Origin of the sequence: Aeromicrobium sp. UC242_57, assembly GCF_044452305.1 — a bacterium.
In the GTDB taxonomy this organism is placed as follows: Bacteria; Actinomycetota; Actinomycetes; order Propionibacteriales; family Nocardioidaceae; genus Aeromicrobium.
This window is the reverse complement of record NZ_JBIOAM010000005.1, coordinates 823977-839688: the sequence shown is the minus strand read 5'-3', so window position 1 is coordinate 839688 and position 15712 is coordinate 823977. Positions and strand designations below refer to the sequence as shown.

Genomic DNA, 15712 nt, shown 5'->3' with positions numbered 1-15712 from the left:
ACATGGATCGATTCATCTTCCTGACCATCGACGGCGTGACCCGCGGCGCCGTGTTCGCCGCCTTCGCGCTGGCACTGGTGCTGATCTGGCGGGGCGCACGCCTCATCAACTTCTCGCAAGGCGCCATGGCCGCCGCGACGACCTACCTGGCCTACAGCGTCACGGTGGCGAGTGGCTCCTACTGGCTGGGACTCGTCGCCGCGATCCTCGGCGGACTCACGATCGGCGCCCTGGCCGAACGTCTGGTGATCCGGTTCGTCGACACGACCCAGCCCCTCAACACCGTGATCGTGGCTCTTGGACTCGTCCTGGTCATCCAGGCCGTGCTGGGCATCATCTACGGCAGCGAGTACCGGCCCATGAAGGTGCCGTTCAGCCGCAGCCCCCTGTCGGTCGGCGGCCAGCCGCTGCTGTCGCCGTACGACGTGTTCGTGTTCTCAGCGGTCGTCGCGGTCATGGTGGGACTCGGCTTCTTGTTCACCCGGACCGACATCGGCCTGAAGATGCGCGCCGCCGCCTTCGCTCCTGACATGGCCAGGCTGCTGGGCGTCAACGTCTCACGCATGCTGACCCTGAGCTGGGCGCTAGCCGGTGCCGTGGGCGCTCTCGCCGCGCTGCTCGTCGTGCCGACCGAGCTCGGAGCCCACCCCCACGCCACCGACCTGGTCTTCGTCTATGCCTTCACCGCAGCCGTCGTCGGGGGGCTCGACAGCCCGGCCGGTGCTGTCGTCGGCGGCTTGGGGGTCGGACTCGTCCTGTCGTACGTCAGCGGCTACTCCGGCAGCGACATCTCGGCGGTCGTGATCCTCGGACTGCTGACCGGGGTGCTCCTGATCAGACCTTCCGGCCTGTTCAGCCGACGGTCGGCACGGGTGGTGTGACGATGACCGGCTTCCTGGCACGTCACACGCTCGGTCGAGAACTGCTGCTCCTCGCCGCAGCCGCAGCGGCGCTCGTCGCCCTGACGTATGCCCTCTCGCCCTACCGCAACTACCAGCCGCCACCGTCGCGGCCTATGCCTGCGCGACGGCTGGGCTGACGGTGCTCGTCGGCCTCTCAGGTCAGCTGTCGTTGGGACATGGTGCGTTGATGGCCACCGGCGCCTACGCCTGCGCGCTGATGTCCGCCGAGCTCGGCGACCGCGGCACGACCGGCCCGTTGCTGCTGGTGCTGCCCCTGGTCACCTCGGTCGTCGCCGCCGGAGTCGTCGGCGGCATCATCGGGCTCGCGGGAGCACGCCTGCACGGCCCGTACCTCGCCGGCCTCACGCTGACGTTGACGATCGTCGTCCCGGCGATCACCACGACGTTCGCCGGTCAGCCGGCGGCGACCAAGGTCTCTCGGTGCTGGTCGAGCCCCCACCAGTCGGCCTCGGTGTCACGTTCCCGATCGAGCGCTGGCAGGCGTGGATCGCCTGCGGGTGCGCGCTCATCACCGTGTTCCTGCTGGGCAACCTGGTGAACAGCCGGTTCGGCCGCGAGCTGCGGGCCGTCCGCGACGACGAGGTGGCCGCCAAGCTGGCCGGCATCAACATCGCGCGCACCAAGGTCGTGGTCTTCGTCGTCAGCGCGGCATCGGCCGGTCTCGGTGGCGGAGTGCTCGCGATCTTGACCCAGTCGGTGTCGCCCGGAGCCTTCTCCCTCGCCTTCAGCCTGTTCCTGCTCATGGCGGTCGTGATCGGCGGCATCGGTCATCTCGCGGGTGCGTTGTGGGGCGCGATCCTGCTCGTGGCACTGCCCGAGCTCACGGGGACCCTGGCCGACAACGTCGGCGCATCACCCCAGCTCGCCGAACGGCTGGACGGCAACCTCGCGCTCGCGGTCTTCGGGATCGTCCTGATCCTGGTCACGATCATGCTGCCGCACGGACTGCACGGCATCCTCCGGTCGGTCGGGAGACGACTCACGCCGACCCGCGCAGCTCCCTCCCATCCACGTCCTCCCAGCGCCGAACATCAACCCACCACCAGTACGGAGTCTGCTCATGTCTAGCTCACTGCCATCCCTTCGACGATCCGTCACCGCGGTCGCCTCGCTCAGCCTGATCGGCGCCCTCGCGGCCTGCGGCGGTGGCGATGATGCCTCCGGCACGAGCCCCGGGGTCACGAAAGACTCGATCCTGATCGGCACTCATCATCCGCTGACCGGGCCGGCCGCGGCTGGCTACTCGACGATCTCTCCGGCGACCAAGGCGTACTTCGACTACGTCAACGCACAAGGGGGCGTCCACGGCCGCACGATCACCTACAAGGTCGAGGACGACGGCTACAACCCCGCCAACACCCAGACCGTGGTGCGTGAGCTCGTCCTGAAGGACAAGGTGTTCGCGATCGTCAACGGCCTCGGCACCCCGACTCATACCGGCGTGCTCGACTTCCTGAAGACCAACAAGGTGCCCGACTTGTTCGTCGCTTCGGGCAGTCGCTGGAACCAGCCCGAGAAGTACCCCACGACGTTCGGTTTCCAGGCCGACTACACGACCGAGACGAAGGTGCAGGCCACCTACATCAAGGAGAACCTGGCCGAGAAGAAGGTGTGCTTCCTGGGTCAGGACGACGACTTCGGCGAGGACGCCCTCAAGGGCCTGACCCAGGTGCTCGGCGAGGAGGGCGTAGCCGAACGACAGAAGTACGTCACGAGCAACACCAATGTCGCCCCGCAGATCGGCAAGCTGAAGGCCGCCGGGTGCGAGGTCGTCTCGCTGGCCACCGTCCCGGGCTTCACGGCGCTGGCGGTCGGCACCGCCGCCCGACTGAAGTTCGCACCGCAGTGGATCAGCACCTCGGTCGGGGCCGACTACACGACGGTCGCCGGTGCGTTGGGAGATGCGGCACCGTTGCTCGAAGGATTCTTGAGCACCAACTACCTGCCGTCGCAGTTCGATGACGAGAACCCGTGGATCCAGCTGTTCAAGAAGATCAATGCCGAGCACAACGACGACGCACCGTTTACCGGCAACACGGTCTACGGGATGACGGTGGGCTACCTGTTCGTGCAGGCGCTCGAGCAGAGCGGCGAAGACCTGACGCGCGAGTCGCTGCTGGAGACCATGACCAGCGGCAACCTCGACGGTCCGGGTCTCACCGGTCTGCGATTCTCGAAGGACGACCATTCGGGCTACGGCGGCGCGCAGATGGCGAAGGTCACCGGTGGGACGCAGGACTACTTCGGCCCGGTCTACGCGACCGACGACACCGACTCCCCCGTCGAGGAGTACACCGAGGCGGCGACGGTGCCTCCGACCGGCGGGATCCCGACCGAGTAGCCGTCATGTCCGGCGTGGGTCCAGGGCGAACGGCCCTGCGACCCGCGCCGGAGCACGGGCGTCAGTCGCGCGCTGCCCAGAAGGACTTCAGTGCCTCGGTAGCGTCGGCCTCGCTGAGCGGCCCGCGGTCCATGCGCAGGTCGAGCAGGAACCGGTACGCCTCGCCGACCAACGGGCCTGGCTCGAGCCCGAGGATCGACATGATCTGTGCACCGTCGAGATCGGGCCGGATCGAGCCGAGCTCTTCCTGCTCGGCGAGCACGGCGATGCGCTGCTCGAGCTCGTCGTAGGTGCGCTGCAGCCGCAAGGCCTTCTTGTGGTTGCGGGTCGTGCAGTCAGCGCGCGTCAAGATGTGCAGGCGTTCGAGCTGGTCACCGGCGTTCGCGGACGTAGCGCCGCACCGCCGAGTCGGTCCACTCCCCTGACCCGTAGCCGTGGAAGCGCAGGTGCAGCTCGACGAGCGAGGCGACGTCGTTGATCGTCTCGTTGCTGTACCGCAGGGCGCGCATCCGCTTGCGGGACGGCTTGGCGCCGACGACGTCGTGGTGGTGGAACGTCACCGTGCCGCCCTCGACGAACCGGCGCGTCTTGGGCTTGCCGATGTCGTGGAGCAGTGCGGCCAGACGGATCGTCAGATCAGGCACCTGGTCGAGACGGTCCTCGAGCGCGATGGCCTGTTCCAGCACCGTGAGCGAGTGCTCGTAGACGTCCTTGTGGCGGTGGTGCTCGTCGCGCTCCAGCATCAGCGCCGGAAGCTCGGGCAGCACCAGCGCGGCCAGACCAGTGTCGACCAGGACCCGCAGGCCGTCGACCGGGTGCTGGCTGATGAGCAGCTTGTTGAGCCGTCGCGCACCCGCTCGGCCGACACGATCTCGATGCGGTCAGCCATCGACGTCATCGCCGCCACGACGTCGGGCGCGGCGGTGAATCCGAGCTGGGCGACGAACCGTGCCGCCCGCATCATCCGCAACGGATCGTCGCTGAAGGACTGCTCGGGGGTGACGGGGGTGCGGATCAGCCGGTTGTCGATGTCGTCGAGCCCACCGAACAGGTCGATGAACTCTAGCGAGGGCAGCCGGATCGCCATCGCGTTGACTGCGAAGTCGCGACGCGCGAGGTCGCCTTCGATCGAGTCGCCGAACTGCACCTCTGGCTTGCGGGACGTCGCGTCGTACTCGTCGCTGCGGTAGGTCGTGATCTCCAGCTGGTGATCGCCCTTGCGCAGACCGATCGTGCCGAACTCACGTCCGACGTCCCAGATCGCGTCGGCCCAGCCCTTCGCGATGCGTTCGATGTCGTCGGGTCGCGCGGACGTCGTGAAGTCCCAGTCATTGCCCGGACGCCCCAGCACCGCGTCGCGCACCGGACCGCCGACGATCGCGAGCCCGTGGCCGGCTTCGTCGAACAGCACGCCGAGCTCGGCCAGGAACGGATTCGCGGCAAGCTCGGTATCGATCCTGGCCCGGCGGTCGGGGGTCAACGAGGACATAGGCACGGGGACATAGTCTATCCGCCAGACCGGCGTCCCCTGTCGCTGCCGACCGGACGTCTAGCATGTTCGGGTGAGCAGCCGCCGTCGAACGATCGTGATGATGCTGCTCGCGACGGTTCTGGGTGCCTTGCTGCTGCCCGTCCCTTCGGCGTCGGCGGCTGATGAGGCCGACGTACAGGTGTCGATCTCGTCCGTGAGCCCGAGCCTGTTGAGCACCGGTTCGACCGTCCGGCTCCGAGGGGTGGTCGTCAACCGCAACGACCATGCCTGGTCCAACGTCCAGGCCTACCTGGTGATCCCGGCCTCGCCGTTCAGGACTCGTGCCCAGGTCGACGAGGCCGTCGACAACCCCCGGGCGTACACCGGTGACCGGGTCGTCGAGGTCGGGGCGTTCGACGAGCTGGGCGATCTGGCCCCGGGCGAACGGCGACGTTTCCAGCTGTCCGTGCCCTACGACAAGCTCGGCATCACCGGCGAAGAGGGCGTGTACCCCGTCGGCGTGCAGATCCTGGCGACCGATGTCGACGGAACTCGCAGCGTCGATGCCATTGCTCGGGCGACGACGTTCCTGCCGCTGGTCTCGGATGACGCGACCGCCGTGCCGACCTCGGTCGTGTGGCCGTTCATCATGCCCGACGACCGGGGCGTCGACGGCACCTACCAGGCACCCGACGAGCTCATGGCCTCGGTGAGCACGGGCGGACAGCTGCGAAATCTGCTCGACCTGGCAGCAGGGTCGTCCACGGTCGGCGGCACCGCGCTCATCGACCCCGCCCTGCTCGTCGGCGTCGACGACCTTGCCAAGCAGCGTCACCTGCCGAAGGACATGACGTTCACCGCAGACCAGGTCGAGCAGGCCGAACGATTCTTGTCCGACCTGCTGGTGTTCGCGCGGGGACACAGCCCGTGGATCCTCGACTTCGACCGTCCCGATGATCTCGCGCTCTCCCAGAATCCCGACCTGCGGCGGCCCCTGCAAGAAGCTGTCGACACGGCGACCGAAGCCGTCCTGACGACCTTCCAGCTCAGCGGCCGGCGCATCTCCTGGCCGACCCGCGAGGGGGTGACCAAGAGCTTGCTCAGCGACCTGCGCGACACCGGCGACAGTCCCGTCGTGGTCAGCCCGGTCGCGGTGCCCGACTGGGAGTCCCGCCTCGGCTCACTCGTGCAGTACAACTCGTCGACCGGTCCGGTGCCCCTACTGGTCAACACGATGCAGCAGATCCGCGGCGGCGGTCAGGACACCGTCGTCGCGCTGCGACAAAGGGTGCTGACCGACGCCGCCCTGGCGGTGCTCGAGCGGGGCCTCGATCCGGCATCGCGCGCTGACGCCGTCGTCATGGTCGATCCCCAGTGGAATCCCGGCACCAGCCTGGGCCGCCGCCCAGCTCTCGTCGGTCTTCAGCGCGCCGTTCACCCGGGGGGTGAGCCTCGACTCGATCCTCACCCGCCCGTTGGCGGTGTACGACGGCACCGTGCCGAGCAGCGCCAAGGCAACCGCGCTCTCCCGCAAGCAGCTGTCGACGGCATCCGAGATCGTGGCTCAAGGCAAGATCCTCAGCTCCGTCGTCTCGCAGTCCGCCGAGGTCGACGCCGAGCTGGCCCAGACCGTCGCCGGTGTCCTGGGCGTGCGGTGGCGCTCCGAGCGAGCCACGGGCCAGGCCGTCGCCGAGGCTCGGTTGCGCGAGACGACCAAGCAGCTCGACAAGATCTCGATCGAGGCGCCTCCGTCGGTGACCCTGTCGAGCTCGAAGGGCGGCTTCCCGTTGACGGTCCTGAACGACACCGAGGCGGCCATCACGATCGGCGTCGATCTCGACTCGAGCAATCCTGCTCTCTCGGTCCCGGCGGTCGAGCCCATCACGGTCGGCGCAGGTGAACGCCGCACCCTCACGGTGACGGTCGACCTGGGTGGCCAGCGCACCGCGTACCTGACGGCGCACCTCGTCACGGCCGACGGACACGACGTCGGACAGCCCGCGACGTTCCAGGTGAGGTCGAGCAGCATCGGCGTCGTGCTGTGGGTCGCGATGGGCCTGGCCGGCGGCTTGGTGCTCCTGGCACTGGCCCGCCGCTTCCACCGGCGCCGCAAGGGCATGAGCGCCGACCAGCTGCCGGATGACGATGACTGACCAGTCGGTGGCGCGCGCCAGCGCCTGGATGGCGCTCGGCACGATCGTGTCGCGCGCGACGGGCTTCCTGCGCGCCGGCCTGCTGGCCATGGTGATCGGCACCTCGCTGAACGCCGACCTGTTCGACGTCGCCAACACGATTCCCAACACGCTCTACATCCTGGTGGCCGGCGGCATCTTCAACGTCGTGCTCGTCCCGCAGCTGGTCAGAGCCATGAAGAACGATGCGGACGGGGGTGACGCGTACGCCAACCGGATCGTGACACTCGGCCTGCTGGTGCTCGGCGTCGGCACGATCCTGCTGATGTTCGCCGTGCCATGGCTGCTGCACATCGTCTTCGACGGCGACATCTTCCTCGACACCAACGCAGATATCCGCTCATCCGCGACGCTGCTGATGCTGCTGTGCATGCCACAGGTGTTCTTCTACGGCGCGTTCGTGCTGGTCGGCCAGATCTTGAACGCCCGGCGACGGTTCGGGCCCATGATGTGGGCACCTATCGTCAACAACGTCGTGGCCTGCCTCGTGATCATCGTGTACTTCTTGATCTTCGGGGCCAGCAATGGCGTCGGCGGATTCGATACCGACGAGGCGGTGTTGCTGGGTCTCGGCTCGACCATCGCGATCGCCCTGCAGGCACTCGTGCTGGTGCCCTATCTGCGTCAGGCAGGATTCTCCTACCGTCCACGCTTCGACTTCCGCGGTGTCGGTCTGCGCAAGACCCTGAAGCTCGGTGCCTGGACGTTCTTGTTCATCATCGTCAACCAGATCGCCTTCGTCGTCATCACGCGCATCGCCACAGGTGCCACCTTCGACGGTGCCAGGGATGCCAAGGCCGCCGCAGGATCGACCGTCTACGGTCTGGGCTACCTCGTCAGTCAGCTGCCGCACAGCGTCGTGACGGTCTCGTTGGCCACCGCGATCATCCCGACGTTGGCTGCTCTGGCAGCCGATCGCAACTACACCCGGTTCCGGCTCGAGCTCGCCCGGACCGTCCGCATCGCGCTGGTGCTCGTCGTGCCCATCGCCGTCGCCCTGCTGTGCCTGGGGCAGCCGCTGACCGCGATCGCCGGCGGCCTTGGATCGCTGGGCGGCAGCACTTCCGTGATCGGGCACACGGTGCAAGCGTTCTCGCTGGCCATGGTGACGTTCACGATCCACTACCTGATGCTGCGTGGCTTCTACGCCAACGAGGACAACCGCTCGCCGTTCTTCATCCAGATCGTCATCGCGGCAGTCAACATCGGTCTGGCACTGACGCTGACCCAGCTCGTCGACCCGGCCGGTGTCGCCGCGATGCTCGCGCTGTCGTACGGCATCGCCTACCTGGTCGGCTCGATCATCTCGATCACCTGGCTGTCGCGCTCGATCGGGCCGATCATCGACCGCGAGATGATCCTGTTCGCGATCAGGCTGGTGTACGCCACGGGACTGGCTGCCTTCGTGGCGCTCGGCGTGGCCCACGGTCTCGACGCAGCCGGTCTCGAGCCGGCGCGTGCCGTGGGCGGGCTGATCACGACGACTGTCGCGGGCACCGCCGCCGTGGTCACGTACGTCGCAGCGGCCAAGGTCGTCGGCCTGACCCAGCTGACGTATCTCGTGGACGCGGTGCTCCGCCGGGCACGTTGAGCTCGTCGCCGCCCAGCTGCGGTCTAGCATTGGCTCAAGGTTCGCAACAGGTTCAGACAAGGGGCGTGGAATGAGCGGCAGGCGGTCTCTGGCCTCCGGCGACGTGCTCAGCAACCGCTATGAGCTGCAGGACCTCGTCAGCGAGAAGCTCGGGCGAGCACGTGGCGGGCCCACGACCGGATCCTCAACCGCAATGTCGGCATCGAGCTGCTCAGCAGCACCGACCCCCGTGCCGACCACTACCTGGCGGCAGCACGCGAGTCGACTGCCGTCACCGATCCGCGGTTCCTGCGCGTGCTCGACCTGATCGAGTTCGAGCAGGGATACCACCTGGTGGTGCGGGAGTGGGCCAGAGCCTTCCCGCTCGATCAGCTGCTTGCCCAGTCATCGTTGCCGAACCGTCGGGCCGCGACCGTCGTCGCCGAGGTCGCCGAGGCGCTCGCCCACGCCCACGAGCACGGCGTCTACCACCGCCGCCTGAGTCCCCACCAGGTGCTGCTCAAGCAGTCGGGTGCCGTGCGCGTCGTCGGCCTCGGGGTGGCGACGGCTCTCGCCCCTGTCGGTCGTCAAGACACCATCGCCGATCTGCAGCACTACGAGCAGGTCGACGTGCAGGCGCTCGGCAAGCTTGCTGTACGCGTGCTTGACCAGCAGATGGCCCGGAGCCGACGTCGACGGCTTGCAAGCAGCTCCCCACCGAGCACGGCCGTCTGCTGCGTCCGCGACAGGTTCGGGCTGGTGTCGCGCGCGACGTCGACACGATCGCCGACCGCATCCTGGGTCGCCCACCCCGCAACCATGAGCGTCCCTTGCGCAATGCAGCCGAGATTGCCCGCACGCTGCGACTCTCGGGCGAGGACGACGATCTCGTCGACGACCAACCGAGCCTGATGGGCGTCTCGTCGCCTGACCTGCTCCGCCTCGACCCGGTCATCGTGCCTGACGGGCCTCCCCCGGGGCTCGAGCCCCCTCGACGTCGTCCGAAGGCCTTCGAACCGGCACCTCCGACGACCTTCGAACGGGGTCGCGCGCGGGCCCGGCGCGCAGCACGCGGCGACCGCGGCTTGGTGCTGATCGGTGTCGTAGGCGCGCTCGTGCTCGTCTCGCTCATCGGCTTCCTGGTCAGTCGATCGGGCCGGCACACCGTCGACCGCGTCGACGAGACATCGGCTGTGCGCGTGCTGCCCATCCAACGGGCGTTCGACTTCGATCCGCAGGGCGAGGATCGCGAGGAGAACCCCAAGCTCGTGGCCAAGGCCATCGACGGCAAGACCGGAACAGGGTGGCTCACAGCGACGTACTTCGGGTCTCCCGAGCTGGGCGGGCTGAAGGAAGGTGTCGGGCTGGTCCTCGACCTCGGTGGCGTCCGCGAGGTCGACTCCCTGCGGATCAAGCTGCACGGTTCTCCCACCGATCTCGAGATCTACTCCTCGCCCGAGACATCGTCCGACCCTCCCGAGGACGTCACCGAGCTGACCCAGGTCGCTTCGCTGGGCGGTTCGGGCGTCGACGCCAGCCTGTCCCTGCCCAGCGGGGTCGAGACCCGGTACGTCGTGATCTGGCTGACCTCGTTGCCGCGCATCGCCGACGGCTCGTTCCGTGGAGAGATTCGCGAAGTCGTCATCCGTGGACGCTCGTGAGCGTCGTCGTGCTGTTCGGGAATTCCGACCGCCTAGAATTCGTTGACACCGGCAACACGATCAAAGGGACCTCATGAGCGAGACCGTTCGCAACCTCATCATCATCGGATCGGGCCCGTCGGGCTACACGTCCGCGATCTATGCAGCCCGGGCCAACCTGGAGCCTCTCGTCTTCGAAGGCGCCGTCACTGCCGGTGGCGCGCTGATGAACACGACCGACGTCGAGAACTTCCCCGGTTACCCCGACGGCATCATGGGCCCCGACCTGATGGACAAGCTGCGGGCACAGGCTGAGCGCTTCGGCGCCAGCTCGTCACCGACGACGTCACCGAGGTCGACCTGACCGGCGACATCAAGGTCGTCACGGCCAGCGACGGCACGGTTCACCGCGCCAAGGCAGTCGTCCTGGCGATGGGCTCGGGCTACCGCAAACTGGGCGTCGAAGGCGAAGATCGCCTGTCCGGACACGGCGTGGGCCGGTGCGCGACCTGCGACGGCTTCTTCTTCCGCGAGCAGAACATCCTCGTGGTGGGCGGCGGCGACTCCGCCCTCGAGGAGGCGACGTTCCTGACCCGCTTCGCGAGCAAGGTGACGCTCGTGCACCGTCGCGATCAGCTGCGCGGCTCCAAGATCATGCAGGACCGCGCGCTGGCGAACGAGAAGATCGACATCGCGTGGAACAGTGAGATCGCCGAGATCATCGGTGACGACAAGCTCGAGGCGGTGACGCTGCGTGACACGGTCACCGGCGAGACCCGTCGTCTCGACGCAACCGGCCTGTTCATCGCGATCGGCCACGATCCTCGCTCCGAGCTGCTGACCGGCCAGGTCGACCTCGATGACGAGGGCTACGTCCTGGTCAAGCCGGGCTCCACTGCCACCAACCTCACCGGCGTCTTCGCTGCCGGCGACCTCGTCGACCACACCTACCGTCAGGCGATCACCGCTGCCGGCACCGGCTGCGCGGCAGCTCTCGACGCCGAGCGCTACCTGGCCGACATCGAGGCCGCGGGCGAGCCGGCCCCGGCCGCCGCACTGGTCGACTGATTCCCCCTCCCACATCCCGCGACACTGAACCTGAAGGAGATAACCATGGCTGAATCCACACTTGGTGCCGTCACCGACGCCGACTTCCAGCAGCCGTCCTCGACGCCGAGGGTCCTGTGCTGGTCGACTTCTGGGCCAGCTGGTGCGCACCGTGCCGGCCGCTCGCTCCCATTCTCGAGGAGATCGCTCAGGAGAAGGGCGAGAAGCTGACGATCCTGAAGATGGATGCTGATGCCAACCCCTCGACGCCGGCTCAGTACCGCGTCACGGGCCTGCCGACCATGAACCTGTACTACAAGGGCGAGGTCGTCCGGTCGATCGTCGGCGTCCGTCCCAAGAGCGCCATCCTCAAGGAGCCGAGGAGCACACCGTCTAGGCACCATCTAGACGCTGAGGAGGCTGTTACGGCCCCTCGACGAGTCCTGCGAAACCCGAACTTTCGGGCCAGCGCAAGGCTTGTCGAGGGGCCGTAACTGCCTCTTCGGCCTATGTAGCATCGTGGGAGATATAGCAATAAGTCGACTTATCGACTAATCACTTCTCAGTGGGATCCATAGCTCGATGATCCGCTCGAGATCCTCGACCGTCGCGAACTCGATCGTGACCTTGCCCTTGGTCCTACCGAGGTCGACCTTGACCCGCGTGTCGTAGCGTTCAGACAACCGGGCGGCCAGATCGGCCAGCCGAGGAGCTGACACCTTGGCCGACTGCTTGGCGGCTGGCCGCTTGGCACCTTCGGGTCCGACCGTGACGATCTCCTCGAGGGCACGGACCGACAGTCCCTCGGCCACCACCCGTGTGGCGAGACGATCCTGGATCTCTGGGTTGGCGATACTGACGAGTGCACGAGCATGGCCAGCAGACAAGACACCAGCCGCAACGCGTCGCTGCACCGTGGGCGTCAGCTTGAGCAGTCGCAGCGTGTTACTGATCTGCGGGCGAGACCGACCGATGCGCTCAGCCAGCTCCTCATGGGTGCAGCCGAAGTCGTCGAGGAGCTGCTGGTACGCCGCAGCCTCTTCCAACGGGTTGAGCGCGAACGATGCAAGTTCTCCAGCAGGGCATCACGCAGGAGGTCTTCGTCAGAGGTGTCCCGGACGATCGCACCGATCGTGGCGAGGCCCGCCTTGCCCGTCGCGCGCCAACGGCGCTCGCCCATGATTAGCTCATAGCGATCCTTGCCGACCTCCCGGACGACGACCGGCTGGAGCAGGCCCACTTCCTTGATGGAGTGGACCAGCTCTGCCATGTGATCCTCGTCGAACACATGACGAGGCTGTCGGGGGTTGGGAAACGATCTGCTCGAGCGGGATCTCGGCGAATCGTGCACCCTCGATCTCCTGCAGTCCACTCGCCTTCGCATCAGCAGGGCTGGAGGGGATCAACGACTCCAGACCGCGTCCGAGTCCGCGACGTGTGCTCATCGTGCCTTCATTCCGGCCTGGGCGATCTCCCGCGCGGCCTCGAGATAGGACAGGGCGCCAGAAGACGTCCCGTCGTACGTGATGACTGACTGCTGATAGCTGGGCGCCTCGGAGATGCGCACCGATCGCGGGATCGGCGTGGGCAGCACCTTCTCGGCGAAGTGGCCCCGCACCTCTTCGGCCACACCCGCTGACAGACGCGTTCGCGCGTCGTACATCGTCAGCAGGATCGTGGTGACCTCGAGCTTCGGGTTCAGGTGCGACCGGATCAGATCGATGTTGCGGATCAGCTGCCCCAAACCCTCAAGGGCGTAGTACTCGCACTGGATCGGGATCAGCACCTCACGTCCGGCGACCATCGCATTGACGGTCAGCAGACCCAGTGACGGCGGGCAGTCGATCAGCACGTAGTCGATGCGATCGCCAGCTGCCGCACTCGCGGCGAGGTAGTTCTGCAGCGCCCGATCGAGTCTGGATTCACGTGCCACCAGCGAGACGAGCTCGATCTCGGCCCCCGCCAGGTCGATCGACGCCGGCAGCACCGTCAGTCCGGGAATGTCTGGGCACGGCTTCACCAGCTCGTCCAGATCCGTCCCGTCGACGATCGCCTCGTACACGCCAGGTGTGCCCTCGGTGTGCGGGATGTTGAGCGCCGTCGACGCATTCCCTTGAGGATCGAGGTCGACGACCAGGACGCGCAGACCACGCAGTGCGAGCGCGGCTGCGATGTTGACCGTCGTCGTCGTCTTGCCGACTCCGCCCTTCTGGTTGGCGACCACGAAGATGCGGGTCTGCAGCGGAGCGGAAAGCGCGTGACCGATCGGGCTCGCTGAAGAAGTGAGACGTGCTCCTCAGCCTCTGCGGCGAGGGGCGTCGAGTCATCACTCGACGGGACGGGACGCTGTAGGTCGATGCGGCAGCCATGGTCGGCGGCCGCAGCCCTCCCGGACCAGGGTCGGGAGACTGGTTCATGCGATCCCTTTCATGGTTTCACGTGAAACACGCTTCACTTGGACACCTCGACGACAGTCGTGGGGACCTCGCCGTTCTCGTACGTCTTCACCACGATAGACGTGGCGCCCGAGACGGTGGAGAGTCGCGGTCGCCGCAGCAATCTCATCGGCAGCGGTGCGTCCCTTCATCGCGAGGAGCACTCCCCCGGGCCTCACCAGAGGCATGCACCAGCGGCCCAGCTTGTCGAGCGCTGCGACGGCGCGAGCGGTCACCACGTCGAAGGTCTGGTTCACCTCTTCGGCCCGTGCGCGGACGACCTCCACGTTGTCGAGCTGGAGATCACGCACCACCTCGTCGAGGAAGCTCGTGCGACGAAGCAGTGGCTCGACGAGGGTCATCTGGATGTCTGGACGGGCGATCGCCGAGACCAGACCAGGCAGGCCTGCGCCTGTGCCGATGTCAGCCACTGTCGCGCCATTAGGGAGGCTCGGCGCCACGACGGCGGAGTTCATCATGTGACGGTCCCAGATGCGCGGGACCTCCCGTGGACCGATCAAGCCACGGACGACGGCATGGGTAGCCAGCCGGTAGGCGAACTCCTCGGCGAGAGGCAGGCGGGAAGCAAACACCCCCCGCCGCGTGCGGCGGGGGTGTTTCACGTGAAACATCGGGGGTCTCCGACATCGCGGCGACTACTCCCCCGCGCCGTGCACGACGACGTACCGGTGCGGCTCCGCACCATCGGACGAGCTGTTTCAGACCCGCAGCTGCCACGGCATCGTGGACGACCTTGCGCTCGAACGGGTTCATCGGATCAAGAGCCACCGAGGTCTCCCCTGCCTGCACCTTGGCAATAGCCACCTGAGCGACGTCGACCAGGGCGAAGCTTGCGCGCCGCTCGGTATCCGGCCACATCGAGCATCAACCGGCTGCGCTCACCCGTTCTCGCGGTAGACCGCCAGTCGAGTCAGCTCCTGCAGGGCGTCCAGCACTTCGCCATCACGCCCGACCAGGTGGTCGAGATTCCCGCCGACCACCTCGACCGCCGCGCGATCTCCTTCGACATCCATGTCGATGTCGCCGTCGAGGTCGGCGATGTCGAGCAGTCCTTCGAGGAAGTCGGCAGCGATGTCACCCTCGTGCTCGAAGCTTGGAAGCGTCAGTCATGAAGTACCGCCCTTCTTTCCGTTGTCGCGCTTGTCGGTCGGACCGGAGCCCGGATCTTGAGCCGTGATGTCAGGCCGCTTCTTGGCCTGCTTGGGGGCCGGCTTCTGCTGCGGCCCGCCCTTGGGAGCCTGCTTCGCAGGCGGGGTCGCCTTCTTGCGCTGGCTGCGTGGCTGGTTCTTCGGCTGCACGCGTGGCGCCGGCTTCGGCGCAAGCTCTTCCTGAACAGCCTTCAGTGGGTCCTCGACCGCAACCTTGCCACGCTTCACATCACGGTCCTGCTTGGCCTTGAAGGCCGGAGTACCGGGAGCGGGGTTGTTACGAATGACGTAGAACTGCTGTCCCATGGTCCAGAAGTTCGAGGTGGTCCAGTAGAAGAGGACACCCAGAGGGAAGGCCACGCCGCCCACCGCGAACACGATCGGCAAGATGTACAGCAGCAGCTTCTGCTGCTGCGCGTACTGACCGGTCATCGCGTCGGCCGGCATGTTCTTGCTCATCAGCTGACGCTGGGTCGTGAACTGCGTGATGCACATGATGATGACGAGCGACATCGTCAGGATGCGCGTCTGCGTCAGATCGGTGTTCATGAAGGTGTCAGCGATACGCGCACCGAGCAGCTCGGCGTTCTGCAGCTGGACAGCATTGGCTTCAGTCATGAAGCCGCGAGCACCGCTAGCGCCGTTGCGCGCCGCCTGGTCGATCACGCGGAACAGGGCGAAGAAGATCGGCATCTGCAGGATCAGCGGCAGACACGAGGCGAACGGGTTGGTGCCGGTCTCCTTCCAGAGCTTCATCTGCTCCTGCGTCAGACGCTCGCGGTCATGCTTGTACTTCTGCTGCAGCGCCTTGATCTGAGGCTGCAGAAGCTGCATGTTCCGGCTCGACTTGATCTGCTTGACGAACAGCGGGATCAGGAGCGTACGAATCGTGACCGTCAGACCGACGATCGACAGCATCCACGT

At 66.8% G+C, this 15712-nt stretch carries 16 protein-coding genes and 4 pseudogenes; 12 read left to right on the top strand and 8 right to left on the bottom strand.

Annotated elements, in window-relative coordinates; genetic code table 11:
• Positions 1–2: 2 nt before the first annotated feature.
• From ACHMWU_RS26785 to ACHMWU_RS26765, 5 genes are read left to right on the top strand one after another with little or no spacing between them, the layout of a single operon-like run.
• Positions 3–881 (top strand): branched-chain amino acid ABC transporter permease, encoded by an 879-nt coding sequence (locus ACHMWU_RS26785; protein WP_396048568.1) that lies wholly within the window; start codon positions 3–5, stop codon positions 879–881.
• Positions 882–883: 2 nt separating this feature from the next.
• On the top strand, positions 884–1039 hold the full coding sequence (locus ACHMWU_RS26780; protein ID WP_396048567.1) for a hypothetical protein: 156 nt from the start codon (positions 884–886) through the stop codon (positions 1037–1039).
• Between the two features lie 2 nt (positions 1040–1041).
• The gene (locus tag ACHMWU_RS26775) at positions 1042–1461 is read left to right on the top strand and encodes a hypothetical protein (RefSeq protein WP_396048566.1); all 420 of its coding nucleotides are present in this window, start codon (positions 1042–1044) and stop codon (positions 1459–1461) included.
• On the top strand, positions 1437–1991 hold the full coding sequence (locus ACHMWU_RS26770; RefSeq protein WP_396048565.1) for a branched-chain amino acid ABC transporter permease: 555 nt from the start codon (positions 1437–1439) through the stop codon (positions 1989–1991). Before ACHMWU_RS26775 ends, ACHMWU_RS26770 begins: the two co-directional genes overlap by 25 nt.
• Entirely contained in the window at positions 1984–3264 is a 1281-nt protein-coding gene (locus ACHMWU_RS26765; RefSeq protein WP_396048564.1) for an ABC transporter substrate-binding protein, read from the top strand. The genes ACHMWU_RS26770 and ACHMWU_RS26765 overlap by 8 nt, the downstream gene beginning before the upstream one ends.
• A 61-nt stretch (positions 3265–3325) precedes the next feature.
• Here the strand turns inward: ACHMWU_RS26765 and ACHMWU_RS26760 are convergent.
• The 3 genes and pseudogenes from ACHMWU_RS26760 to ACHMWU_RS26750 all read right to left on the bottom strand — a co-directional run bounded on the left by ACHMWU_RS26760 (position 3326) and on the right by ACHMWU_RS26750 (position 6173).
• A pseudogene (locus ACHMWU_RS26760) lies at positions 3326–4753 on the bottom strand (CCA tRNA nucleotidyltransferase).
• A 60-nt stretch (positions 4754–4813) separates the two neighbouring features.
• Positions 4814–5032 (bottom strand): hypothetical protein, encoded by a 219-nt coding sequence (locus ACHMWU_RS26755; RefSeq protein ID WP_396048563.1) that lies wholly within the window; start codon positions 5030–5032, stop codon positions 4814–4816.
• A 922-nt stretch (positions 5033–5954) separates the two neighbouring features.
• On the bottom strand, positions 5955–6173 hold the full coding sequence (locus ACHMWU_RS26750) for a hypothetical protein (protein WP_396048562.1): 219 nt from the start codon (positions 6171–6173) through the stop codon (positions 5955–5957).
• Positions 6174–6180: 7 nt separating this feature from the next.
• Between ACHMWU_RS26750 and ACHMWU_RS26745 the strand changes: the two genes are divergently transcribed.
• From ACHMWU_RS26745 to ACHMWU_RS26715, 7 genes and pseudogenes are all read left to right on the top strand, one after another.
• On the top strand, positions 6181–6888 hold the full coding sequence (locus tag ACHMWU_RS26745) for a DUF6049 family protein (protein WP_396048561.1): 708 nt from the start codon (positions 6181–6183) through the stop codon (positions 6886–6888).
• Positions 6881–8518 (top strand): murein biosynthesis integral membrane protein MurJ, encoded by a 1638-nt coding sequence (gene murJ / locus ACHMWU_RS26740; RefSeq protein WP_396048559.1) that lies wholly within the window; start codon positions 6881–6883, stop codon positions 8516–8518. Before ACHMWU_RS26745 ends, murJ begins: the two co-directional genes overlap by 8 nt.
• 70 nt (positions 8519–8588) lie before the next feature.
• Entirely contained in the window at positions 8589–8825 is a 237-nt protein-coding gene (locus ACHMWU_RS26735) for a hypothetical protein (RefSeq protein WP_396048558.1), read from the top strand.
• Positions 8813–9409 (top strand): protein kinase, encoded by a 597-nt coding sequence (locus ACHMWU_RS26730; protein ID WP_396048557.1) that lies wholly within the window; start codon positions 8813–8815, stop codon positions 9407–9409. Before ACHMWU_RS26735 ends, ACHMWU_RS26730 begins: the two co-directional genes overlap by 13 nt.
• A complete protein-coding gene (locus tag ACHMWU_RS26725; protein WP_396048556.1) occupies positions 9328–10158 on the top strand; it encodes a discoidin domain-containing protein in 831 nt (276 codons plus the stop codon). The genes ACHMWU_RS26730 and ACHMWU_RS26725 overlap by 82 nt, the downstream gene beginning before the upstream one ends.
• Before the next feature lie 73 nt (positions 10159–10231).
• Positions 10232–11205, top strand: a pseudogene (gene trxB, locus ACHMWU_RS26720) (thioredoxin-disulfide reductase).
• Between the two features lie 116 nt (positions 11206–11321).
• Positions 11322–11678, top strand: coding sequence for a thioredoxin family protein (locus ACHMWU_RS26715; RefSeq protein ID WP_396048555.1), 357 nt, complete (start codon positions 11322–11324; stop codon positions 11676–11678).
• Between the two features lie 57 nt (positions 11679–11735).
• Here the strand turns inward: ACHMWU_RS26715 and ACHMWU_RS26710 are convergent.
• The 5 genes and pseudogenes from ACHMWU_RS26710 to yidC form a co-directional block, all read right to left on the bottom strand.
• Positions 11736–12629: pseudogene (locus ACHMWU_RS26710) on the bottom strand (ParB/RepB/Spo0J family partition protein).
• Positions 12626–13408, bottom strand: a complete 783-nt coding sequence (locus tag ACHMWU_RS26705; RefSeq protein WP_396048554.1) for a ParA family protein — start codon at positions 13406–13408, stop codon at positions 12626–12628. The pseudogene ACHMWU_RS26710 and the gene ACHMWU_RS26705 overlap by 4 nt, the downstream one beginning before the upstream one ends.
• A 189-nt stretch (positions 13409–13597) precedes the next feature.
• The gene (gene rsmG, locus ACHMWU_RS26700) at positions 13598–14212 is read right to left on the bottom strand and encodes a 16S rRNA (guanine(527)-N(7))-methyltransferase RsmG (protein ID WP_396048553.1); all 615 of its coding nucleotides are present in this window, start codon (positions 14210–14212) and stop codon (positions 13598–13600) included.
• 63 nt (positions 14213–14275) lie between these two features.
• A pseudogene (locus ACHMWU_RS26695) lies at positions 14276–14746 on the bottom strand (protein jag).
• Positions 14747–15706 (bottom strand): membrane protein insertase YidC, encoded by a 960-nt coding sequence (gene yidC / locus ACHMWU_RS26690; RefSeq protein ID WP_396048552.1) that lies wholly within the window; start codon positions 15704–15706, stop codon positions 14747–14749.
• Positions 15707–15712 lie beyond the last annotated feature (6 nt).

Bases quoted from the DNA above. Each gene is read 5' to 3' on its own strand.
- yidC (WP_396048552.1), bottom strand. From the start codon at position 15,706: ATGCTGTCGATCGTCGGTCTGACGGTCACGATTCGTACGCTCCTGATC.
- ACHMWU_RS26765 (WP_396048564.1), top strand. From the start codon at position 1,984: ATGTCTAGCTCACTGCCATCCCTTCGACGATCCGTCACCGCGGTCGCC.
- ACHMWU_RS26785 (WP_396048568.1), top strand. From the start codon at position 3: ATGGATCGATTCATCTTCCTGACCATCGACGGCGTGACCCGCGGCGCC.
- ACHMWU_RS26780 (WP_396048567.1), top strand. From the start codon at position 884: ATGACCGGCTTCCTGGCACGTCACACGCTCGGTCGAGAACTGCTGCTC.
- ACHMWU_RS26735 (WP_396048558.1), top strand. From the start codon at position 8,589: ATGAGCGGCAGGCGGTCTCTGGCCTCCGGCGACGTGCTCAGCAACCGC.
- murJ (WP_396048559.1), top strand. From the start codon at position 6,881: ATGACTGACCAGTCGGTGGCGCGCGCCAGCGCCTGGATGGCGCTCGGC.